Source organism: Myroides guanonis (assembly GCF_900114085.1).
Taxonomy (GTDB): Bacteria; Bacteroidota; Bacteroidia; order Flavobacteriales; family Flavobacteriaceae; genus Flavobacterium; species Flavobacterium guanonis.
Genome location: NZ_FORU01000016.1, coordinates 8,143 through 33,285, shown reverse-complemented (window position 1 = coordinate 33,285; position 25,143 = coordinate 8,143). Strand labels below are relative to the sequence as shown.

Sequence of the window (25,143 nt, the reverse complement as noted above, 5' to 3'; positions counted from 1 at the left end):
ATTAGGACAAATATAGTTTATTTTTCAACAAGGAAAAACTAATCACGCAACTCGATTGGGAAAAACTGATCGTCCTTAATCTGATTTTTCCATCGAACTCTCAAAGAGTTAAAATCAATAGGTGGAGTTGCAGAAGCATAAGGAAGTCGATAATTGAAGAAAAGATAATTTAACTGAGTCTCAATATAAAAATCCTCCAAGTTAGTACTAGGATGATACTCAGACTTCAAATTCAAACTAAAAGTTCTAGCAGTACTATTAGACCAAAAAGCAGTCCAACCACTTTTAAACTCCTTAATTAAATCATAAGTAGTTTCACCAGTTTGACGATGTATTAATTTCAAAAGAATCTTTCCATCATTCCTAGAAAGCTTTTTAAGTTTTTCCTTAAACTCCCCTTCTAAATAAGATTGTGAACGCTTAATATAAACTCGTCTTTCTCTATTTGTTTCTAACTTTTCTAAATTCTTGTTGATAACCATTAAATTCTCCGCAGTAGCTTTTGCATAAGGATAAACACGTAAAATTCTTCCACGCAAAACAGCCATATCCCTTCTGTATTTTTCCTCTTCATGACCTATTCCGATATAAATCTCAGGAATAGTGTAATTATCAATAATAGTATCAGCTTCTATTTCGTTTTGCTTTATAGTATCAAGAACCTGATTAAGTACATGAACACGTGTCTCCTGTGCACATAACAAGGAGGTAAAACTGCAAAAAAAGAAGATTAACACGTTTTTCATATACTCTATTTAGAGCCAAAAATAACCATTTAAATTTAGTTTATATATAGTTTTAAGTAAATTAGCAAAAAATCAACAAATGAATACAAATACCATTTTAAAAGAAAGTTCCCTTCAGTTTTTAGAAACTTATTTAAACAATGCATCCCCTACTGGACATGAATCCAATGGCCAAAAACTATGGATGAAATACCTAGAGCCTTTTGTGGACACATTTATTACAGACAACTACGGAACAGCAGTTGGAGTTATAAACCCTGACGCACCATATAAAGTAGTTATAGAAGGACATGCTGATGAAATATCCTGGTATGTGAACTACATTTCAGAAGACGGATTCATATATGTCGTTCGAAATGGAGGAAGTGACCACATGATTGCACCATCAAAGCGCGTTAACATACACACTAAAAAAGGTATAGTAGAAGGAGTTTTTGGGTGGCCAGCCATTCACACAAGAAATCGAAACAAAGAAGAATACCCGAAAATAGAAAATATATTTATAGACTGTGGATGCAATACTAAAGAAGAAGTATTAGCACTAGACATACACGTTGGATGCGTAATAACATACCCCGACACCTTTACCATATTAAACAACAATAAGTTTGTATGTAGAGCCCTAGATAACAGAATGGGTGGGTTTATGATTGCAGAAGTAGCACGATTGTTAAAAGAAAACAATAGAACACTACCTTTTGGATTGTATATAACAAATTCAGTCCAAGAAGAAGTTGGACTAAGAGGAGCAGAAATGATAACTCAAACAATCAAACCAAATGTTGCAATTGTAACAGACGTATGTCACGATTCAACCACTCCAATGATAGAAGTTAAAATAGAAGGAGAAAACAAAATAGGAAGTGGACCAGTTATTGGATATGCCCCTGCAATACAAAATGAATTAAGAGAACTAATAACCAATACAGCAGAAGCAAACAATATCCCTTTTCAACGAAACGCACTTTCAAGAATTACAGGTACCGACACAGATGCATTTGCATATAGCAACGGAGGTGTCCCTTCAGCATTAATATCACTGCCATTAAGATATATGCATACAACAGTAGAAATGGTACATAGAGAAGATGTAGAAAACACTATAAAACTAATCTACGAAACCCTATTAAAGATAGAAGCGAATCACAACTTTTCGTATTTCAAATAATATAGAAATACCATAAATCAAAAGTAGCTTGCACAAAAAAGGCAAGCTACTTTTTTCATATAAATACACCAAAAAACATGCAGACATAAAATCTCTAAATGAGATTTTTAAGGAAAAAGAAGGTGCTTTTCACACACCTTCTTATAAAACTTCCTCTTTCAAACAATTTCTATCACTAAAATAAGACAATATTTCATATTATACACGTTTTTTGTAATTATTTTTAATTAATTACAAAATAACAATCTTATGGAAACCTTTAATTAACAAAGCAAACCCCAACATATTAAAGAGATCTGAATAGAAACATTCTTTTGCACTAGCAATATTATTGATTTATCTTTGATTTCAAACTTATTACAACAATGGCACTATTCAATAAAAATAAAAAAAGTACATTCAACAAAAACATCATTAACAACAATATATCTTTAGCTAAAGTAATAGAAAAAGCAACAGATGAACCTGAATTCAGAGAAATCTTCTACAAGAGATTTCTAAAAGAAAACATCTACGTTATAGTACAAAAAGATAAAAATTCAACCAAGAACACATCATTAGAATCCTCACCGATTGTTGTTCTACAAAACAACAACATCCCTGTGTTCACGGAGCCAGAACGCATCTTCGAACATAATGCAATTGGTGATGAAGTAGACTATATCAAAGTAATTGGTAGAAGTTTTTTAGAAATGGTAGTTGGAGAAACAGTAATAGTTAATCCATTTTCAAACGCAAATAAAACATTAGTTCCAGCAGAAATCTCAGATATGCTTAACGGCACTATTTTTAATAGAATATCAACAAACCAAAAAACAAAAATTCAAATGGATGTAATGATAGGGCATCCAAAAGTTCATCCCAAAGAATTCATTGAATCGCTGATACCGTTTTTAAATAAGAATCAAGATATAAACAAAGCATATTTAGGTTGGACATTCAATCCGAAAATAGACAAAAACCCACATTATATCATAGCTTTAGATCTTACAACTAATAATTGCTCACAATACGCGAACGAAATCGCATTAATAGCAAAACAATATCAAAGCGAAGATGATATACTAGATATAATTCAACTAGAAGAAGGAGGAACTTTTAGTGAATTCTTCTACAAACAAAGTTCACCATTCTATATAAAAGAAAATAAGTAACAATAAAAAAAAGAGTCAACTTTGTAGTTGACTCTTTTTTTATAAATATATACGTCTTACTCGTCAGAAACATCAACTGTTGTTTGAGCAGCAAGCATTTTATAAGTACCATTTTCAAGTTTTTCACGAATAGCTTCGTAAGCCGCTAAAGTCTCATTAATATCTTCCATAGTATGAGTAGCAGTAGGAATCATTCTCAACAGAATTAACCCTTTAGGAATCACAGGATAAACGACAATAGACAAGAAAACACCATAATTTTCTCTCAAGTCATTAACCATCACCATAGCCTCAGGAATACTTCCCTCTAAATACACTGGTGTAACACAAGTATTTGTATCACCAATATTAAATCCTCTATCTTTCAATCCATTCTGAAGCGCATCAACATTTTCCCATAACTTCGCTTTCAAAGCAGGATTTGTACGCAATAGATCTAAACGTTTCAACGCACCTTTAACAAAAATCATAGGTAATGATTTTGCAAACATTTGAGAACGCAAATTATATTTCAAATAATCAATAATATCTTGATCAGCAGCTACGAAAGCCCCAATACTAGCCATAGACTTAGCAAAAGTTGAGAAGTATACATCGATACCATCTTGACAACCTTGCTCCTCACCTGCACCTGCACCAGTTTTACCAAGAGTACCAAATCCGTGAGCATCATCAACCAAGATTCTAAAATTAAACTTCTCTTTAAGAGCTATAATTTCTTTCAACTTACCTTGCTGACCTCTCATACCAAAAACTCCCTCAGTAATCACCAAAATACCTCCACCAGTAGTTTCAGCCATTTTAGTAGCACGCTCTAAGTTTTTCTCTAAACTCTCAATATTGTTATGTTGATAAGTAAAACGTTTACCCATGTGTAAACGAACTCCATCAATAATACAAGCATGTGAATCTACGTCATAAACAATAACATCATTTTTAGTAACCAAAGCATCAATAATTGACACCATACCTTGATAACCAAAATTCAACAAATAAGCTGCTTCCTTTTGAACAAATGCTGCCAATTCATCTTGTAATTGTTCGTGCATAGTAGTATGCCCAGACATCATACGAGCTCCCATAGGGTAAGCAGCTCCATATTCCTTTGCCGCTTCAGCATCAGCCTCACGAACTTCAGGGTGATTAGCTAAACCTAGATAATCATTGATACTCCAATTGATGATTTCCTTACCATGAAACATCATTCGATTTGACAAAGGTCCTTCCAACTTAGGGAATACATAATAACCTTCTGCTTGTGAAGCCCATTTACCTAATGGACCTTTATTTTTGTGAATTCTATCAAATAAGTCGTTTACCATAATAATACAATGTTTAAAAAACAGTTGCAAAATTACTGATATTTTACATTGTTTCATAATAATACACCATCAAATTCCTATACAAAAACACTGCAACACGATTAAATTCGTAAAAAAAGAATCTTAGAGCTTTTACCGTAATAGAGCTTCAAAATCAAAAGAATACAACACGCATACATTGCTCAAAAAAAAAGCTCAAAAACATTAATTTCTTAAAGTTTCTGAGCTTTTATATACAAGATGTAGAAAATCTAAACCCTTAGTACAAACTTGGATATTGAACAGGATTCACCTCATTCATTATAGAATATATCTTTTCAAAAACATCTTCAGTAGAAGGTTTTGAAAAATAATCCCCATCCGTACCATAAGATGGTCGATGTGCTTTAGCAGCCAATGTTTGTGGACTACTATCTAAATGTTTATACCCATTCTGAACCTCTAATATCTCTTGCAAGATATAAGCAGAAGCACCACCTGGAACATCTTCGTCAACCACTAACAATCTATTTGTTTTAGCCAAACTCTTAACTATATCGTGCTTAACATCAAAAGGTAATAATGATTGAACATCAATCACCTCAATATCGATACCTACTTCAAGTAACTCCTTAGCAGCTTGTTCCACAATACGTAAAGTTGAACCATAAGAAACCACCGTAATATCTTTACCTTCTCTCAACGTTTCAACCACCCCGATTGGAGTTCTAAAATCACCTAAGTTAGTTGGTAACTTTTCCTTTAAACGATACCCATTCAAACACTCAATAACCAATGCAGGCTCATCAGACTCTAACAATGTATTGTAAAATCCAGCAGCTTTAGTCATATCACGAGGAACCAAAACATGAATACCTCGAATTGCATTTATAATCATTCCCATAGGAGAACCTGAATGCCAAATTCCCTCTAAACGATGACCACGAGTACGAACAATCAAAGGAGCCTTCTGACGACCAGATGTTCTATACTGAACAGTAGCCAAATCATCACTCATTATCTGAATAGCATACAGCAAATAATCTAAATACTGAATCTCAGCAATAGGTCTTAATCCACGCATAGCCATTCCAATACCTTGACCTAATATAGTAGCTTCACGAATCCCAACATCGGCAACTCTTGAAGAACCAAATCTCTCTTGTAACCCTTCCAACCCTTGATTAACATCTCCAATAGTACCAGAGTCTTCACCAAAAATCAAAACCTTGTTATTCTTAGCAAATATAGCCTCGAAATTATCTCTCAATACAACACGTGCGTCTACCTCTTCCGAATTCTCATCATAAACAGGTAAAACCTCTTCCACATAAGCAGCTTTTAAATCTGACTGTGAATATAAATGTGAACTGTATTTTGATTGAAACCTATTAAAATAACTTTCTATGAATTGAGCCAATTTAAGTCTACCATCTTCCTTCACTATCATGCGAAGTACTTTTCTAGCAACCGAAATAATATCCTTGCGAATAGGTTCTTTAATAGATGCTAAATCTTGTGCGTATTTTTCAATGAACACCTTATTAGCACTTGTTTGAGCAATCTCATTCAACAAAGTAACAAGCTCTGTCTGTTCAGCTTTAAAAGGATCTACATAAGCTTTCCAAGCATTTTTCTTAGCCTCTAAAACTTCTTTTTTCAAATTCTTATCCAAAACATCCAACTCCTCAGCCGTAGCAAAATTCATGTCAACAATCCAATTGCGCATCTTAAGAATACAATCATTCTCGGTTTCCCACTCTAAACGCTCTTTAGATTTGTAACGCTCGTGAGAACCAGAAGTAGAATGCCCTTGAGGTTGCGTTAGTTCTTGAACGTGAATCAAAACTGGAACATGTTCTTCACGTGCAATCTTAGCAGCACGTTCATAAGCTTCTATCAAAGCAACATAATCCCAACCCATAACGCGAATGATTTCATAACCATTCCCATTCTCATCACGTTGAAAACCTTTCAATATTTCAGAAATATTCTCTTTTGTCGTTTGATGCTTAGCATGAACAGAAATACCATACTGATCATCCCAAACACTCATCACCATTGGAACTTGTAAAACCCCAGCAGCATTAATTGTTTCGAAGAATAAACCCTCAGAAGTAGAAGCATTTCCAATCGTACCCCAGGCTATCTCATTCCCTTTTACAGAAAAGTTCTCGTCCTTGTCCGCTTCATTGAATTCCCTATAATATTTAGAAGCTTGCGCTAAACCTAACAACCTTGGCATTTGACCTGCTGTAGGTGAAATATCAGAACTCGAATTTTTCTGAGCAGTAAGCTTTTTCCAATTTCCGTTTTCATCCAAACTATGCGTTGCGAAGTGCCCTCCCATTTGACGTCCAGCAGACATTGGATCAAAATCCAAATCAGCATGTCCAAATAATCCTGCAAAAAACTGCTCCACACTTAAAGCACCAATAGCCATCATAAAAGTCTGATCGCGGTAATAACCAGAACGGAAATCACCATCTTTAAATGCTTTTGCCAATGCTAATTGAGGAACTTCCTTTCCATCACCAAAAATACCAAACTTTGCTTTTCCAGTTAGTACCTCTCTTCTCCCCAACAAACTACACTCTCTACTAATTCTAGCAATTCTATAATCTTCTAAAACCTCACTTTTAAAATCTTCAAATGAAAGAGACTCTTTCTTATCTTTTTGACTCATAGTATATCTAATAGTAAAATATTCAAAATTTACAAGCTACGAATATAGTACAATCCGTCAAATTATACTAATATAAAAAAAGACTTAACTCAACAAATAACACTAATTTATATTAAACAATTACAACCAAAGCATTGATTCAATTGAAAATAACAAAATTACTTAGCTCATAAACACTAAAACATTGCACTATATGCAAAACAACAAAAACGATATTAAGATGAAATAACCTCCGATTTCCACAAACCCTAATACCATAAACACAAAAAAAGCTACCTCTTTTGGAGATAGCTTTTTTATTATTTCACTTCAATTAAAAAATCTTCTAACGGGAAACGAACTTTCTTCATTGGCAACAACCAATCCTCCTCTTCATTTCGATACCCTAGGGCTAATAAAGTAACACTTTTCAATCCCAACTTATCCAATCCTAGAAACACATCTAACTCATCATTGTGAAAACCCTCCATAGGAGAAGCATCAATTCTCAATTCAGCAGCAGCAGCGATAGCCATACCAAAACCAATATAAGCCTGTCTAGCCGCATGATGATATTGTTCATGCTCAGACTTAGCTTGCATAGACTTTGAAACAGAATTTTTAAACTCGTTCATTTCTCCTTTAGGCAATTCACGAATTGCTTCCATATTATCAAAAACACTATCCATGCGCTCTTGAGTATAAGAGTCCCAAGCAGCAAAAACCAATAAATGAGAACACTCAGTAATCTGTTTCTGATTCATAGCAATAGGAGCAATTTTCTTGCGAATCTCAATATCCTCAATCATTACAACTTTAAAAGGTTGTAGTCCAGAGGACGTTGGAGCTAAGCGAGCCGCTTCAATAACCTGCATTACTTTCTCATTTGGGACATGCTTACCATTCATTCTTTTGGTAGCATAGCGCCATTGTAAATCATTCAATAAGTTCATTCTATATTTTTTAGTAGTGCTGTAAAAAATTCAACACGTTTTGTTCAATTCTTTCTTCAATATTTGAAACCGGTGCTTTCACAAACTTCTCTCCAAGTATATTTTCATACAACTCAATATATCTATCAGAAACCGTTTGTATATATTCATCCGACATCATCGGCACTTCTTGCCCTTCTTTACCCTGAAAACCATTACCAATCAACCATTGTCTCACAAACTCCTTTGAAAGCTGTTTCTGAGCTTCCCCATTCTTTTGTCTCTCCTCATAGCCATCCTTATAAAAATAGCGAGAAGAATCAGGAGTATGAATCTCATCAATCAACACTATCTCACCATCCTTAGTCTTACCAAACTCATACTTAGTATCCACTAAAATCAGTCCTTGTTTGTCAGCAATTTCAGTACCTCTTTTATAAAGAGCATGTGTGTACTTTTCCAACACTAAATAATCCTCTTCACTTACAATTCCTCTACTCAAAATATCCTCTCTAGAAATATCTTCATCATGCAACCCTAAATCCTCTTTAGTAGATGGTGTGATAATTGGTTTCTCAAAAGCATCATTTTCTTTTAATCCTTCAGGCAAAGCAACCCCACAAAGCACTCTTTTTCCCTCTGCATATTCACGCGCTGCATGACCAGACAAATAGCCCCTAATAACCATTTCCACCTTAAAAGGATCACAAACCTTTCCAACAGAAACATTGGGATCAGGACTTGCAATCAGCCAATTTGGAACAATATCTTTAGTTTGCTCCATAAACTTCATGGCAATTTGATTCAAAATCTGTCCTTTATAAGGAATCCCTTTAGGCATTACTACATCAAATGCAGATAGTCGATCCGTTGCAATCATCACCAATAAATCATCATTGATAGTGTAAACCTCACGTACTTTTCCGTGATAAACGGAAGTCTGATTTGGGAATTTAAAATTGGTTTTTGTGATTGTATTCATCATATAAAAATTGTGTAGTTCTTTTAACTTAATATGCTATTAGCTCCAATAGCGCTTTTTCAAATCTACCCTTAGGTAAATATTGATCCTCTAAAGCTTTCACAAAAGGAATAGCCGTTTCAATACTTGCTACCCTTTTCACAGGGGCATCCAAATACTCAAAACAGTTTTCCATAATCATGGCCGAGATATCACTTGCAATACCCCCAAACAAGGAATCCTCTTGCAATATGATAACTCTATTCGTTTTCTTTACCGATTCATAAATGGACTCAACATCCAAAGGATGTAAAGTTCTCAGATCTAATAAATCAGCCTTTATATCTTTATTCTTATCTAAAATCTCAAGCGCCCAATGCACACCTGCTCCAAAACTAATAATAGTCACCTCATCACCTTCCCTAACCAAAGCTGCTTTACCAAACGGTATCGTATAATAATTTGTAGGTACCTCTTGATAAATACTTCTATACAACATCTTATGTTCAAAAAACATAACAGGATTTGGATCATTAATAGCCGTATTCAACAATCCCTTAGCATCCATTGGAAACGCAGGATAAACCACCTTTAACCCAGGAGTTTTTGTAAACCAAGCCTCATTAGTTTGAGAGTGAAAAGGTCCAGCTTGAGTTCCTCCACCACAAGGCATACGAACCACAACATCAGCCTTTTCATTCCATCTATAATGGTTCTTTGCTAAGTAATTCACAATCGGATTAAAACCCGTTGAAACAAAATCTGCAAACTGCATTTCAACAATTGCCTTCTGTCTATTAATAGATAGCCCCATACCAACAGACACTATAGAGCTTTCACAAATCGGAGTATTTCGGATACGATCCTTTCCAAATAAATTCACGAAACCTTCAGATATTTTAAAAGCACCTCCATATTCTGCAATATCTTGCCCCATCATCACTAAATTAGGATGACGCTCAAAAGACTCCCTTAAAGACTCTGAAATTGCATCAATAAATCGAATATTCTTTGTTTCCAAAATAGGTTTCTCATCAATAAAATCAAAAGGAGCATACATATCTCTCAACTCCGTATCTAAATCAGCTACAATCTCCTCTTCCTCTTGACCTTTTAACCAATCTGTTTCGATTTCAACTTTAAAACCCTCGCGAATTTCAGTATCTAACTCAGTAGTTAAAATACCTATTTCGAACAAGTATTGTTTATAATTTTCAACAGGATCCTTCTTCGCCCACATCTCCATCAAATCCTTAGGCACATACTTTGTTCCACTAGCCTCCTCATGCCCTCTCATTCTAAAAGTTTTAAATTCAATTAAAACAGGACGAGGATTTTCGCGCATAGATTTAACAATGACATCTAACTTCTGATAAATCTCCAGAATATTATTACCATCAATAATATGACTCTCCATACCATAGCCAACACCCTTATCAGCTAGGTTTTCACATCTATACTGCTCATTGGTAGGAGTAGAAAGCCCATAACCATTATTTTCAACAACAAACAACACAGGAAGATCCCAAACAGAAGCCACATTCAATGCCTCATGAAAATCCCCTTCAGAAGTAGCACCCTCACCAGTAAAAACAGCAGTGATTTTCTTCTCTTTTCTCAGTTTATGAGCCAAAGCAATACCATCTGCAACACCAAGTTGGGGACCTAAATGCGAAATCATTCCAACTATTTTGTACTCTTGAGTACCAAAATGAAAAGAACGATCCCTACCTTTTGTAAAACCATCACCCTTACCCTGCCATTGAGAAAACAAGCGATATAAAGGAATACCCCTAGAAGTAAAAACTCCAAGATTCCTATGCATCGGCAAAATATACTCATCGGCATCTAATACAGAAGAAACACCAATAGAAATAGCCTCTTGACCTATTCCCGAAAACCATTTCGAAACCTTTCCTTGACGAATAAGAATCAACATCTTTTCCTCCACCATACGCGGTTTCAGAAGCATTTTATATAGTTCTAATAAAAGAGAATCACTAAGACTACCTTTATCAAATTGTAAGTTTTTCATAGCTGGTTGTAAAGGCGTTAAATTTAAATAATTATTTAGTCAATCACTAAACTATTTAACCCATATTATACCTATGTTTTAAACACCCTATTTTCCAGCACAAGAATAAGTCAAAAACACTCTAATTAGTTCGTTTTTATATCTTTTACTTTTTTTATGCATTTCTGTATTTTTTAAGTTCCAGCATTTCTATGTTTTATTACCAATACCTCTTTGACTCTAATGTCTCCCTAGCCTCTTTGCTTCTTAGCCTCTTTGCTTCTTTACTCCTTAGCTTCTTTACTCCTTAGCTTCTTGCTTCTCAACCTCTTTGCTCCTTAGCTCCTTAGCCTCTTTGCTTCTTAGCCTCTTTGCTTCTTAGCCTCTTTGCTCCTTAGCTTCTTTGCTCCTTAGCTTCTTTGCTTCTCAACCTCTTTGCTTCTTAGCCTCTTTACTTCTTAACTTCTTAACCCCTTTACTTCTCAACCTCTTTGCTTCTCAACCTCTTTGCTTCTCAACCTCTTTGCTTCTCAACCTCTTTGCTTCTTAGCCTCTTTGCTCCTTAGCTTCTTTGCTCCTTAGCTTCTTTACTCCTTAGCTTTTTTACTCCTTAGCTTCTTTACTCCTTAGCTTCTTTACTCCTTAGCTTCTTGCTTCTCAACCTCTTTGCTTCTCAACTTCTTTGCTTCTCAACCTCTTTACTTCTTAGCCTCTTTACTTCTTAGCCTCTTTACTTCTTAGCCTCTTTACTTCTTAACCCCTTTGCTTCTTAGCCTCTTTGCTTCTTTGCTTCTTTGCTTCTTGCTTCTTAGCTTCTTGCTTCTTAGCCTCTTTGCCTCTTTGCTTCTTTGCTTCTTTACTCTTTTCAAATTAGCGAACAACCAAATCATCGCATCTACAAATTCACTAATAAACGAATTCACACATTCTCAATATTTTTCATATATTTAGTTTTCTAGAAACAAAGCAAACACACTATAACAATTAAAAAAATGAAAGAATTATTTGAAAAAATCAACACCTTAATAAAGGAACGCGATTTCGACAGACTCAATGAATTAGAAATAAAAAAGCCAGAAAAATTCAATTGGGTACAAGAAATATTTGAAGGAATACACCTAAATAATCACCCAGAAAAAACCGCTCTATTGTGGACAGATGGAAAAGAGACAAAAGCCTACACTTTTTTAACCCTGCACAATAGATACAACCAGTTAATCAACTTTTTGCGGTCAAAAGGAATTAAACAAGGAGACACCATACTAACACAATTAATGTTACAGCGCATCAATTGGGTAGCCATACTAGCAACCATAAAAGGAGGTTTTCAATTAGTACCAGCAGCTTCGATATTAGATGCAAAAGACTTGTCATATCGATTTGAAAAGACTAATCCTAAAGTAGTAATATCCGACCAAGATAACGCAGAAAAAATAGACGAAGCAGAAAAAAACAGCGGGCATAAAATAACCGTAAAAATAATAGCAGAAGGAACAAGAGATGGATGGCATACCCTTTCAGAACTAGATAAACATAAAACAGAAGCAGAAAGCGCTCACACCAAACCAGACGATACTTTGTTCATGTTTTTCACTTCAGGTACCACTGGAATGCCAAAAATAGTTTGTCACACTCAATTAAGCCACCCACTAGGACACCTTACAACATCCTCTTGGATTGGCATTCAAAACAACGACATCCATTACAACATATCTCAACCAGGATGGGCTAAATTCGCTTGGAGCAGTGTATTCGCACCATGGAATGCAGGGGCAACCATATTTGCACATCACACCATTGATCGCTTTGATGCCAAAACAACTCTATCACTAATAGAAAAACACCAAATAACTACACTTTGTGCACCACCAACCGTATATCGTTTATTAATTCAAGAAAACTTAAAATCATATAACTTCCAACTAAAAGAATGTGTTGCGGCTGGAGAACCATTAAACCCAGAAGTAATAGAAGAGTGGAAAAAAGGTACTAACATCGTAATAAGAGATGGATTTGGACAAACCGAAAGCACCTGTATGGTAGCCAACTTACCAGGCAAACCAATAAAATATGGTTCAATGGGAAAACCCACCTTTCTATACGAAGTCATTATCGCAGACGATGAAGGAAAAGAATTACCAATAAATGAAGAAGGAAACATCTGTATCAATACAAGCACAGAAAAACCAAACGGTTTATTCAAAGGATATTTATACGATAAAGAAAAGCAAAAAGAAGTATTTAGAAACGGAGTCTATTTCACGGGAGACAAAGCCTATAAAGACGAAGACGGATATATTTGGTTTATCGGAAGAGACGACGATGTCATTAAAGCATCGGACTATCGCATCGGACCATTTGAAGTAGAAAGCGTTTTATTAGAACACGAGAGTGTACTTGAGTCAGCAGTAGTAGCTAGCCCTCATCCAATAAAAGGATTTGAAGTAAAAGCCTTTATCATATTAAATGATTTCAGCCAAGCATCAGAAGGATTAGCCAAAGAGCTATTTACATACAGTCGAGCGCAATTGGCACCCTATAAAATACCTAGAAAAATAGAATTCGTAAAAGAACTACCGAAGACAATCAGCGGTAAAATACGAAGAGTAGAACTACGAGCTCTACAAGCGGCCCGAATAGCCAAAAAAGAAATCGTTGAATTAGAATTCGACTATAAAAAATAACACACAATCATTGCGGGCTACGGTCCGCAATTTCGTTTAAAACCCTTTAGCGGTTTTGCGTTTATTTGTTTTTGCGTTTTGTTACCATTATCTCTTTGCACCGTCCCGTATCAATAACCGAATTCACAAATTAACGCATTAGCTTCTTTGTTCCTTAACCCCTTAACTCATTAGCCTCTTTACTTCTTTACCCTTAGCCTCCTTGCTCCTTGCTCCTTTACAAATTAGCGAATAACCGAATTCACAAATCAACAAATTAGCGCATTATCTCCTTTTCTCCTTTACAAATTAGCGAATAAACGCATTCACAAATCAAAAAATCAAAAAAAAGAAACCCCAAAACACGATGTATTTTGGGATCACTTATAAGTCATTAATACATTACTGTATCACAAACTTATCGTTAGGTGAAGAAATATCTGGTAATGGTAGATCTGCAATCTCAGCAAGAGAATGCTCTATATTCTGACAAATCTGAGTAAGAGCCAAATCGTTCTCCTCAGTTCCAAACGGTTCTGCAATCTCTGCAACAATAGCATCCAAAGCAATAAAAGAATAACCGACGAAAGTTACAAATAACGGCATAGCCCAATTGATAGTTTCAATCAATCCAAAAGGAAGAATAAAACAATAGATATATACAGTTCTATCAAGCAAAACAAAATAAGCAAAAGGAATCCCCGTATGTACAATACGTTCACAACCAGCTAAAATTGAAGAAAGCTCATTAATATTTTGATCTATTCGTGCCTGAGTAATTGTATCAATTCTACCCGCTTTATGTTGTAAGTTAATCCAATTCGTAAGCTCATGCAAAATAGCAGAAGGAATAAAACGATTAGACTTTATGCGATTATAAACTTCTGGACTCATATATCTTTTCAAAACACTAGAATCCTCCTCTTTTCTCAACTGGTTTTTCAAAGCATAACAAAATGCAATAATCAAATTCACACCAACCTTCTTCTCCTCTTTAGTAAAACCATCCTTCTCTTCAATATAATTCAAAATCTGATAAGTCAAAGAGCGGGAGTGAATCATTAAACTACCCCATAACTTCCTACCCTCCCAATAACGATCGTAAGCAGCACTATTACAGAACCCTAAGAATATAGCCAATGAAATACCCAATAAAGTAAAAGCGGCAATATTAAGAGGAATAAAAACATGCGGATAGTAATCATGAAAAAAATACACCGCTAAAGAAAAAGCAAATAAGATAATTAATCTTGGATATATTTTTTTCAAAACAGACCCCCTCCACGTAAAAAGCATTTTTAAAGTATGCTTTTTATTTCTTACAATCATAACATTTTAATTTTTTGCAAAATTACTCCTTAGAAGCCATAAAAACTATTTATTCAAAAAAAAGTAATCGCAATGTCAATAAAAAATCACAATCATCTAACTATTACCACACAAAATGCAATTAGCCCCTCTGCACATCTAGAGACTTAAAAGAAAAGAAGTATGAAATTTTAAAAGAACAAAAAAAGAGTTCATAACTTTGCAATCATCTATTGAAGGAAATTGAATTTCATTCCCCCATTCCGGACACAACTATCCAATTGATAAAAATTCAACATTCACCCTATCAATTCTATCAATAATTAATTAAATTAGCAATAAAAACACAACCATCCTATGACTAAGGAAGAAAACCTAAATAACAACACCAAGCCGCTTTCTCTATTTCTATCATTAATACCAGTAATACTATTAGTAGTATTATTAGCAATCAATGTATTCATATACGGAGACAGCTCTTTATCAGGTTCCAACCAATTTATATTGCTAATAGGTGGTTTTATAGCAACTCTAGTAGGACTCTTAAACAAAGTATCCTATGATCACATACTAGAAAAAGTAACACAAAACATAAAAGAAACCTCTAATGCCATTTTCATATTACTATTTGTAGGATCGCTCTCGGGAGCTTGGTTACTAAGCGGAATAATCCCAACGATGATTTATTATGGATTGCAAATCTTACATCCCTCCATCTTTTTACCAGCCTGTGTTGTAATATGTGCGATCATATCACTCGCAACAGGTAGTTCTTGGACCACTTCTGCAACAGTAGGAATAGCTTTAGTAGGAATTGGAAATGCAATGGGAATCCCACTTGGAATGATTGGAGGAGCAGTAGTTTCAGGAGCCTATTTCGGAGACAAGATGTCCCCACTATCAGACACAACAAACCTAGCACCAGTAATGGCAGGAACGGATCTATTTACCCATATCCGATATATGCTATATACCACTGTTCCAACACTTATATTAACCCTAATTATATTTATAGTATTAGGATTCACACAAAGCTATGAAGGAAGCTCAGACACTACAGAAACACTACAAGCCATAAAAGACACCTTCTATATAACCCCGTGGCTTTTTCTAGTACCCTTGTTTGTAGTTCTACTCATAATATTTAAAGTACAACCATTGATCTCACTACTATTAGGAACCCTAATGGGAGCAGTTTTCGCCCTAATCTTCCAACCAAACTTAGTAGCAGAAATTGGAGGAAGCACAGAATTAAACTGGCTATCAGGGTATAAAGGAATAATGAATGCACTCACAACAGACATCAAGATTATATCCCCGCTTGAAAGCCTAAACAATCTATTCGAAGCAGGTGGAATGGCATCTATGCTAAACACAGTTTGGTTAATAATTTGTGCCATGTTTTTCGGAGGAGCCATGGAAGCAATCGGAGCATTGAAAACTATTTCACAAGCCCTATTAAAAGTAGCACATACAATTTTTGGACTATTCGCAAGCACGGTAGCAAGTTGTGTAGTAATCAACTTAACAGCGTCAGACCAATATTTATCAATAGTAGTGTCTGGAAAAATGTTTGCAAAAGCCTATGAAGAAAAAGGACTAGCCCCAGAAAACCTAAGTAGAACCTTAGAAGACTCAGGAACAGTAACCTCCGTATTAATCCCTTGGAATACATGCGGAGCGTATCATGCAGGAGTTTTAGGTATAGACACACTTGCTTATGCCCCTTATGCATTTTTCAATATCATTAGTCCAATTATGACATTGATCTATGCAGCCTTAAACATTAGAATACGTAAACTTATAAAAAACGTAATCTAGAAGTTAAATACTTTATTTCACAATTATTATCTTTACTCAATACGAAATTGCAATAGCTAAAAACTAAAAGATTAAAACCTTGTAATAGATAAATACTATTCTATTATAAAAAAGGATAATCAAAAATAATAGCATTATAGAATCAGTCGCTCTATATTTGCAGTATAAAATTAGAAGATTAATTAACATTTAAACCATATTATTATGTCTTTAGTAGGAAAAAAATTCCCAAACATTACAGTTGATGCAATCACAGAAATGGGTGATGATTTAAGAATCAACATCTTTGAAGAAGCTACAAAAAACAATAAAAAAGTATTGTTGTTTTGGTACCCAAAAGATTTCACATTTGTATGTCCTACAGAATTACACGCATTCCAAGAAGCGTTGCCAGAATTTGAAAAAAGAAATACAATAGTAGTAGGTGCATCATGTGACACAAACGAAGTACACTTCGCTTGGTTAAACACACCAAAAAACAACGGTGGAATCGAAGGAGTAACTTACCCGTTGATTGCAGACACTACACGTAACCTTTCTAATGTTTTAGGTATTTTAGATGTAACTAATGAAGAGTACAACGAAACTTATGACGCACTTCAAATCGAAGGTTCAAACGTTACTTACAGAGCAACATACCTTATCGACGAAACTGGAAAAATCTTCCATGAGTCAGTAAACGATATGCCATTAGGAAGAAACGTAAACGAATACCTAAGATTAATTGACGCATACACTCACGTTCAAACACACGGAGAAGTATGTCCAGCTAACTGGGAAGAAGGAAAAGAAGCAATGAATGCTGACAGAAAAGGAGTTGCTTCATATTTAAGCAATAACTAATCAACATAAAAAAAGAAAAAAATGCTAGTAGAATTAGACAAAGACAACTTACAAGAGATTGTAAATGCAAATGAGAAAGTAGTAGTTCAATATTCTGCTACTTGGTGTGGAAACTGCCGTATTATGAAACCAAAGTTCAAGAAAATCTCATCAGAGAAAGAGAACATTACATTCGTAATCGCAGACGCTGAAAATTTTCCTGAATCAAGAAAATTAGCAGATGTTTCAAACCTACCAACCTTTGCCACTTTCGTTAATGGTAGATTGGTAAATCAAGCACAAACAAACAAAGCAGAAGTTTTGGCTGAATTAGTAAGCGAAATCGAATAGTTTTAAAATTTAAAATTATGAAATTACCAGTAATAAAACATTTAACTCAATTCATTGAGGACAATGATCAAGACTATATCGTCGAAACACTTGAAGTATTAGAACACCTAACAGAATCTCCATCATTAAGTGATGAAGAACTAGACGTAATTGGAGAACTAATTTCAAATATGTATGGTGCTCTCGAAGTACACAAGGCTATCAAAGAAGGCGCAACACAACGCGAAGCCCTTAATGGATTCATGCAGCGCGTTATGGGTTCAATAGACAAATAATCTATAGCCTTTTTAAAAAACTAAAGACTGGTTTGAAAATTTCAAACCAGTCTTTTTTTATTCCAATCACTTATATTTACTAGGATATACCTCACTTCCAAGCCACAAACAAACAACATTAAATAAAAAATACTTTATTATAAAAGACCATCAAAAATTCTTAATTTTGAATTCAAATCAAAATAATTTATTATGGCTACAATAACACTGAAACAGAACGAGATACACACATCTGGTAATTTACCAGTAACTAATACAAAGGCAAATGATTTTACATTAGTAAAAACAGACCTTTCGACTTCATCTCTTTCAGACTACAAAGGGAAAAGAGTTATTCTAAACATTTTTCCAAGTATAGATACAGCAACTTGTGCTATGTCTGTAAGACAATTCAACAAACAAGCAGCAGCTTTAGACAACACCGTTGTACTTTGCATTTCAAGAGATCTACCATTTGCTCAAGCACGTTTTTGTGGAGCTGAAGGAATAGACAACGTTGTAATGCTATCAGACTTCAATGAAGGTTCTTTTGGAAAAAGTTATGGCTTAGAAATCATAGATGGTCCTCTTAAAGGATTACATTCAAGATGTGTTATCGTATTAGACGAAAACCACTCTGTCCTTTACACAGAACAAGTACCTGAAATTGCAGATGAACCTCAGTACGAAAAAGCACTAAACATATTAAAGTAATTAGTTAGGGACATTTAACCGAAATCAAATTAAAACGGAAACATATAGTCTCTATATGTTCCGTTTAGGTTACAGTAGTTAATCACTCCAGTGAATACCCTTACTAACACTATTGAACGATTTTTATTAAATGTTCCAACTATTATTAGTAGCATACACCTAGTTACAAAATCTAGAAAACAGTTAGCAAAATTAAGAGCTACAATCATTTAGAATTGAAGTTAAGTTTATATAACTATGAACTTGCAAGACAAATTATATGAAAAAAGAAAATAAGAAAACAACTTCAAAAAAAGCAGCACCACAACACGAAACTTCTATCCTCAAAAACAGTAGATTCATATTCACTATACTACTAGTAATTACAGGAATAGCTTTAGCACTGAGTTTCATATCCTATTTTATTACTGGAACTGCAGACCAAAGCAATGTTGACGTGTTAAGTAACAGAAACATTCCTGTCTCAAATTGGCTAGGAAAAGTTGGAGCATATTTAGCCCAAACTTTAATTTTCAATGGATTTGGAATAGCCGCTTTTTTCATACCTAAAATATTTATACACACTGGAATATTTGCTTTTTTTGGAATTCCAAAGGCAAGAATTAAAAAGTGTGTTTTTTGGGATTTGTTCTCCTTATTAACTCTTTCTATAGCAATGGGATTCTTTTGGAATAGCCACCCAGAACTAGGAGGTGTAATCGGATACGAAATGAATCTATTCTTTCAAGACTACTTAGGGACAATTGGAACCATATTATTGCTTTCCTTCATTCTTGTACTATTACTACTGTTTAGATTCAAATTATCACCAACAAAATTTAGAAATAAAATTCACACCCTCAATTCCAACCTTAAGAAAGATGGAAAAGAAGAAAATGAATTAAACACAACAACAGAAACTAGCTCTGCTCCTACTACACCAAAACCAATTCAACCAATTATCAAAACGGTTGAAAACAAAGAACCACAAGTGTCAAAAATTGAAGTAGAAAAAGCAGCACCTATTGTTGAACAAAAACAAGAAATCACACCTTCACAAAAAGAAGAAACACAGCAAACAAGAGTACATTCAGAAAAAATCACCAGCAATGAAGGAGATTTCGTAATAGAAACTGTAAAAGAAGAAATAACCGTTGAGGAAAATCTAGCATCAAGATTAGTTCAAGACTTTGGAGAATTTGACCCAACCCTAGAACTATCAAACTACCAGTTCCCAACCATTGAACTACTGAAAGACTATGGTTCTGCAGGAATCACAATCAATCAAGAAGAATTAGAAGAAAACAAAAACCGTATTGTAGACACACTTAAAAACTACAAGATTGACATTGCTCAAATCAAAGCAACAGTAGGCCCCACAGTAACGCTATACGAAATAGTACCAGAAGCAGGAGTACGTATCTCTAAAATTAAAAACTTAGAAGACGACATCGCTCTTTCACTTTCCGCATTGGGAATTAGGATTATTGCTCCTATTCCAGGAAAAGGAACCATAGGAATTGAAGTACCAAACAACAATCCTACCATCGTTTCAATGCGCAGTGTAGTAGGTTCACCAAAATTCCAAAGTGCAGAAATGGAATTACCAATTGCATTAGGAAAAACCATCTCAAACGAAACCTTTGTAGTAGACCTAGCTAAAATGCCTCACTTGTTAATGGCAGGAGCAACAGGACAAGGAAAGTCAGTAGGACTAAACGCTGTACTAACATCTTTACTATACAAGAAACACCCAGCTGAAGTAAAATTTGTTCTAGTAGACCCTAAAAAAGTAGAGTTAACCCTATTCAACAAAATAGAACGCCATTACTTAGCCAAACTACCAGATTCTGGAGATGCTATCATTACAGACAACACAAAAGTAATCCATACATTAAACTCATTATGTATTGAGATGGACAACCGCTATGACCTTTTAAAAGATGCCATGGTGAGAAACATCAAAGAATACAATGAGAAATTCAAACAAAGAAGATTAAACCCAGAAAACGGACACAAATTCCTACCCTACATCGTATTAGTAGTAGACGAATTTGCAGATTTGATAATGACCGCAGGAAAAGAAGTAGAAACACCAATAGCTCGTTTGGCCCAATTAGCCCGTGCGATAGGAATTCACTTAATCATCGCAACCCAACGTCCATCAGTAAACGTAATTACAGGTATAATCAAGGCCAATTTCCCTGCTAGAATTGCATTTAGAGTTACCTCTAAAATTGACTCTAGAACCATTTTAGACAGCCAAGGAGCCGACCAGTTAATCGGTCGCGGAGATATGTTATATACACAAGGAAATGAACTAGTTCGTGTACAATGTGCGTTTGTAGATACACCCGAAGTAGACCTTATTACAGAGTTCATCGGATCACAAAAAGCATATCCAGACGCTTATTTATTACCAGAATATGTAGGAGAAGATTCTTCTGGCATAAGTCTTGATAATGATATAAGTGAACGTGATTCTTTATTTAGAGAAGCAGCAGAAACCATTGTAATCGCACAACAAGGATCTGCCTCATTACTTCAAAGAAAATTAAAACTGGGCTACAACCGTGCAGGACGACTAATCGACCAATTAGAAGCAGCCGGAATCGTAGGTCCTTTCGAAGGAAGCAAAGCGCGCAGTGTGCTTATCCCAGATTTAGTAGCTTTGGATTACTTTTTTAAAGAAGAACAAAACTAAAAAACACCATGAAAAAAATATTCTTATTCCTAGGTTGTGCATTGTTACTAACCAGTTCAGTTTCTGCGCAAAATAGCGCAAAAGCAAAAGCACTTTTAGACGAGGTAACAGCAAAAGTGAACAGTTACCAAAACATTGCCATAGACTTCAATTTTGAAATGCGCAATGCAATGGGTGACTTACAACAAGAAAGCAAAGGAAATGTCATCATTGCCAAGAACAACTATGAATTAAACTTCATGGGAGTAAAAAAGATATCCGATGGAAAGAAGATTTACACCATATCGTCTGAAGACGAAGAAGTTACTATAAGCAACTTTAACGCAAACGATCCAGAATCATTATTACCCTCAGAATTGCTAACCTTCTATAAAAAAGGATACGAATACCACTGGGATATCGTGCAAAATGTAAAAGGAAGAAAAATTCAATACATCAAGCTAAAACCAACAAATAGCAAATCAGAGCTAAAAGAAGTGTTATTGGGAATAGACAGTCAAACCAAAAACATCTACAACAAAATTGATATTGCTAAAAACGGAACCAAAAGTATACTAACGGTGAATTCTTTCAAAACGAATCAAACAATATCAAAAAATCATTTTACCTTTACAGAATCAATGTACCCTAATTATTACATCAATAAATTAGATTAGATTCTCTAGTGAAAATACTCGATAGATATATACTTACCACCTTTATATCAACACTGCTAACAGTGTTTGTTATATTGTATTTCATTTTTATTTTACAAGGCATTTGGCTCTTTATAGCCGAGCTAGCAGGAAAAGACTTGGATGTACTGATAATAGTTCAGTTTCTAATGTTCTATTCTCCTAAAATGATACCGCTCGTATTACCACTATCGGTATTATTAGCCTCCATCATGAGCTTCGGTAACTTTGCTGAAAACTATGAATTTGCGGCAATGAAAGCCTCTGGTATTTCACTAAGAAGAGCCATGAGACCCTTGAGTATTTTTATCTTCATACTAGCTGGAATTTCATTTTGGTTTGCCAATGACGTGATTCCAAAAGCAGAATACAAATTCATCAACCTTAGAAAAGAAATCGTACAAACAAAACCCGCTATGGCAATCACAGCAGGACAGTTCAACGATTTAGGTTCGATCAATATAAAAGTTGACAAAAAAACAGGAAAAAAAGGCGAGTTCTTAGAAAACGTAACAATGCACATGAAATCCTCATCGGGCTATGAAAACAAATCTGTAATCAGAGCTGTTGATGGAGAACTAGAAACCCATGAAACCTCAAACCTGTTACAACTACACCTTTTTGATGGGAACTACTACGAAGATGTTAAAGCAAAAACATACACAGCAGAACAAAAAAAGCCATTCATAAAAACCCGTTTTGAAAAATATACAATCAACATTGATTTAAACAGTTTTCAAAGCGATATGTCTGATGAAGATAAGATTACCAATACCACGACTATGTTAAACGTGAATCAATTAAACTATACGATAGATTCACTACAAAAAGTAATGGTTGACGAAAAAAAATCAAACACAGCAAACTTAATGCTGCGGTCAAACAGCACACTGCAAAACAAAACCGTTGAAAAAGACACTCTATATTTAGAGACCGCTCCAAAAGACATACTAGCGGAATTTAAAAATATAACAAAACAACGAATCCTACAATCAGCTATAGACATCAATGGAACCATAGTTTTCAATGCAGAAGCAAACGATGTAGGGATGACAAGTTATAAAAAGAATATAAACTCCCATTGGCTAGCACTACACGAGAAATTCGTGATAGCTTATACCTGCTTTTTGATGTTTTATATAGGAGCACCATTAGGTGCAATTATTAGAAAAGGAGGATTAGGACTTCCAATCGTATTTGCGGTGTTGATATTTATAACCTATCACTTCTTAAACACCTTTGGAAGAAAACTAGCACAAGAAGACGGAATAACACCATTTTTAGGAGGATGGGTAGCGTCAATCGTACTAACACCTTTGGCGATATTTCTAACCTACAAAGCAACAAATGATAATGGAATGGTGAGTTTTGACTTCATCACACAACCATTGCGAAACTTTTTTAAAAGATTTAAAAAAAATAACAACTAATACCATGTCAGAAAAAACAATCAAACTCAATACTATAGAAGAAGCGATCGAAGATATCCGTTTAGGAAAAGTAATCATCGTAGTAGATGATGAAGATCGTGAAAATGAAGGAGATTTTATAGCGGCTGCCGAAAAAGTAACTCCAGAGATGATTAATTTCATGGCTACCCACGGAAGAGGATTAATATGTGCTCCATTGACAGAAAAGCGCTGTAAAGAGTTAGACCTCCACCCTATGGTTAACAACAATACCGTACTACACCAAACCGCGTTTACAGTATCTGTGGACTTAATAGGCCATGGATGTACAACAGGAATATCTGTATTTGACCGATCAAAAACAATAGCGTCATTAGTAGACGACAATACAAAAGCAGAAGAGTTAGGAAGACCGGGACACATCTTTCCATTAATAGCAAAACAAGGCGGAGTATTACGTAGAACAGGCCACACAGAAGCTGCAGTAGACCTAGCTCGATTAGCAGGATTCAAACCAGCGGGAATTCTAGTAGAAATCCTGAACGAAGACGGATCAATGGCACGTTTGCCAGAGCTTATGGAGGTAGCAGCGAAATTCGACCTTAAAATCATCTCAATAGAAGATTTAGTAGCTTACCGAATGAAGCACGACAGTCTAATCATCAAAAAAGAAGACTTCAAGATAGAAACCCGATTTGGAGACTTTAGACTAAGAGCGTATCAGCAGATCACCAATAAGCAAATACACATTGCCCTAACAAAAGGAGATTGGACAGAAGACGAAGCAGTTTTAACAAGAATCAACTCTATGATAGGGAACAATGACATCTTGGATGCATTAAGCGGTAAATTAGATTTAAGAATAGAAGCAGCCTTCAATAGAATAAACAAAGAAGGAAAAGGAGCGATACTATTCATCAATCAAGATACCCAAAACGTAAGTCTATTAAAGCGATTAAGCTACATAAGAGAGCAATTAAACGGAAAATTGGACCTAGACACCCCAAAACTACCAGGAGACGAAAAAGACTTTGGAATAGGCGCACAAATATTACACGACTTAGGAATAGCAAAACTGCAACTAATGAGTAACACCCAACAAGGCAAACGCGTTGGAATGACAGGTTACGGATTAGAAATCACTGATTACGCAAGTTACTAAGCAATTCATTCCAAACAAGTTAAAAAATAACACAACAAATAAGTGTTTTTTATTTGCAAAATAACAAAACACCTATTATATTTGCACTCGCATTCTAGGACATAGAATGTGACTGGAGAAATGGCAGAGTGGTCGATTGCGGTAGTCTTGAAAACTATTGACTGTAACAGGTCCGGGGGTTCGAATCCCTCTTTCTCCGCAAAGAAAAACCGATAGTGAAAACTATCGGTTTTTTTTATATCTAAAAGTTATTGAGAGTCTCACTCTCTGAATAACTTTTAGGTATAAAAAACATAAGAAGCACTAGCTTCTTATAGGTTTTTCTTTGCGTCCATTACCCC

19 protein-coding genes and 1 tRNA gene are annotated in these 25,143 nt (G+C 35.0%); 13 read left to right on the top strand and 7 right to left on the bottom strand.

The window, feature by feature from the left end; translation table 11 throughout:
- Positions 1-38: 38 nt before the first annotated feature.
- Positions 39-746: a DUF4294 domain-containing protein gene (locus tag BM024_RS12095; protein ID WP_090680788.1), complete on the bottom strand. Its 708-nt coding sequence runs from the start codon at positions 744-746 to the stop codon at positions 39-41.
- A gap of 79 nt (positions 747-825) precedes the next feature.
- On the opposite strand from BM024_RS12095, the gene BM024_RS12090 reads away from it, so the two are divergent.
- Together BM024_RS12090 and BM024_RS12085 are read left to right on the top strand one after the other, a co-directional pair.
- Positions 826-1,914 (top strand): M42 family metallopeptidase, encoded by a 1,089-nt coding sequence (locus BM024_RS12090; protein ID WP_090680786.1) that lies wholly within the window; start codon positions 826-828, stop codon positions 1,912-1,914.
- Between the two features lie 365 nt (positions 1,915-2,279).
- Positions 2,280-3,068, top strand: a complete 789-nt coding sequence (locus tag BM024_RS12085) for an enhanced serine sensitivity protein SseB C-terminal domain-containing protein (protein WP_090680783.1) — start codon at positions 2,280-2,282, stop codon at positions 3,066-3,068.
- 56 nt (positions 3,069-3,124) lie between these two features.
- Here BM024_RS12085 and BM024_RS12080 read toward each other — a convergent pair whose 3' ends face one another.
- The 5 genes from BM024_RS12080 to BM024_RS12060 form a co-directional block, all read right to left on the bottom strand.
- Positions 3,125-4,390, bottom strand: coding sequence for a cysteate-C-fatty acyltransferase (locus tag BM024_RS12080; protein WP_090680780.1), 1,266 nt, complete (start codon positions 4,388-4,390; stop codon positions 3,125-3,127).
- Positions 4,391-4,649: 259 nt separating this feature from the next.
- Positions 4,650-7,055 (bottom strand): alpha-ketoacid dehydrogenase subunit alpha/beta, encoded by a 2,406-nt coding sequence (locus BM024_RS12075; protein WP_090680778.1) that lies wholly within the window; start codon positions 7,053-7,055, stop codon positions 4,650-4,652.
- A gap of 299 nt (positions 7,056-7,354) precedes the next feature.
- Positions 7,355-7,987 (bottom strand): nitroreductase family protein, encoded by a 633-nt coding sequence (locus tag BM024_RS12070; RefSeq protein ID WP_090680775.1) that lies wholly within the window; start codon positions 7,985-7,987, stop codon positions 7,355-7,357.
- A gap of 10 nt (positions 7,988-7,997) precedes the next feature.
- Positions 7,998-8,951, bottom strand: a complete 954-nt coding sequence (locus BM024_RS12065) for a phosphoribosylaminoimidazolesuccinocarboxamide synthase (protein WP_090680773.1) — start codon at positions 8,949-8,951, stop codon at positions 7,998-8,000.
- 25 nt (positions 8,952-8,976) lie between these two features.
- On the bottom strand, positions 8,977-10,962 hold the full coding sequence (locus BM024_RS12060; protein ID WP_090680770.1) for an alpha-ketoacid dehydrogenase subunit alpha/beta: 1,986 nt from the start codon (positions 10,960-10,962) through the stop codon (positions 8,977-8,979).
- A 971-nt stretch (positions 10,963-11,933) separates the two neighbouring features.
- Between BM024_RS12060 and BM024_RS12055 the strand changes: the two genes are divergently transcribed.
- Entirely contained in the window at positions 11,934-13,625 is a 1,692-nt protein-coding gene (locus BM024_RS12055; RefSeq protein ID WP_090680766.1) for an acetate--CoA ligase, read from the top strand.
- 381 nt (positions 13,626-14,006) lie between these two features.
- On the opposite strand, the gene BM024_RS12050 is transcribed toward BM024_RS12055, so the two are convergent.
- Positions 14,007-14,933 (bottom strand): bestrophin family protein, encoded by a 927-nt coding sequence (locus BM024_RS12050; protein WP_090680764.1) that lies wholly within the window; start codon positions 14,931-14,933, stop codon positions 14,007-14,009.
- Between the two features lie 336 nt (positions 14,934-15,269).
- On the opposite strand from BM024_RS12050, the gene nhaC reads away from it, so the two are divergent.
- The 10 genes from nhaC to BM024_RS12000 all read left to right on the top strand — a co-directional run bounded on the left by nhaC (position 15,270) and on the right by BM024_RS12000 (position 25,001).
- Complete coding sequence (gene nhaC, locus BM024_RS12045; RefSeq protein ID WP_090680761.1) at positions 15,270-16,733, top strand: Na+/H+ antiporter NhaC; 1,464 nt, start codon at positions 15,270-15,272, stop codon at positions 16,731-16,733.
- A gap of 204 nt (positions 16,734-16,937) precedes the next feature.
- Complete coding sequence (locus tag BM024_RS12040; protein ID WP_090680760.1) at positions 16,938-17,576, top strand: peroxiredoxin; 639 nt, start codon at positions 16,938-16,940, stop codon at positions 17,574-17,576.
- Positions 17,577-17,597: 21 nt separating this feature from the next.
- A complete protein-coding gene (locus BM024_RS12035; protein ID WP_090680757.1) occupies positions 17,598-17,906 on the top strand; it encodes a thioredoxin family protein in 309 nt (102 codons plus the stop codon).
- A 17-nt stretch (positions 17,907-17,923) separates the two neighbouring features.
- Positions 17,924-18,181, top strand: a complete 258-nt coding sequence (locus tag BM024_RS12030) for a DUF6952 family protein (protein ID WP_090680755.1) — start codon at positions 17,924-17,926, stop codon at positions 18,179-18,181.
- A 192-nt stretch (positions 18,182-18,373) separates the two neighbouring features.
- Positions 18,374-18,874, top strand: a complete 501-nt coding sequence (gene tpx / locus BM024_RS12025; protein WP_090680752.1) for a thiol peroxidase — start codon at positions 18,374-18,376, stop codon at positions 18,872-18,874.
- A 259-nt stretch (positions 18,875-19,133) separates the two neighbouring features.
- Positions 19,134-21,557 carry a DNA translocase FtsK gene (locus BM024_RS12020; protein WP_090680750.1) on the top strand — a complete coding sequence of 808 codons (2,424 nt, stop codon included), beginning with the start codon at positions 19,134-19,136 and terminating at the stop codon, positions 21,555-21,557.
- A gap of 8 nt (positions 21,558-21,565) precedes the next feature.
- Entirely contained in the window at positions 21,566-22,213 is a 648-nt protein-coding gene (locus BM024_RS12015; RefSeq protein ID WP_090680747.1) for an outer membrane lipoprotein periplasmic chaperone LolA1, read from the top strand.
- 8 nt (positions 22,214-22,221) lie between these two features.
- Positions 22,222-23,661 carry an LptF/LptG family permease gene (locus BM024_RS12010; protein ID WP_090680744.1) on the top strand — a complete coding sequence of 480 codons (1,440 nt, stop codon included), beginning with the start codon at positions 22,222-22,224 and terminating at the stop codon, positions 23,659-23,661.
- A gap of 4 nt (positions 23,662-23,665) precedes the next feature.
- On the top strand, positions 23,666-24,802 hold the full coding sequence (gene ribB, locus BM024_RS12005; RefSeq protein ID WP_090680742.1) for a 3,4-dihydroxy-2-butanone-4-phosphate synthase: 1,137 nt from the start codon (positions 23,666-23,668) through the stop codon (positions 24,800-24,802).
- A 114-nt stretch (positions 24,803-24,916) separates the two neighbouring features.
- Positions 24,917-25,001: transfer RNA gene (locus BM024_RS12000), tRNA-Ser, on the top strand.
- Positions 25,002-25,143 lie beyond the last annotated feature (142 nt).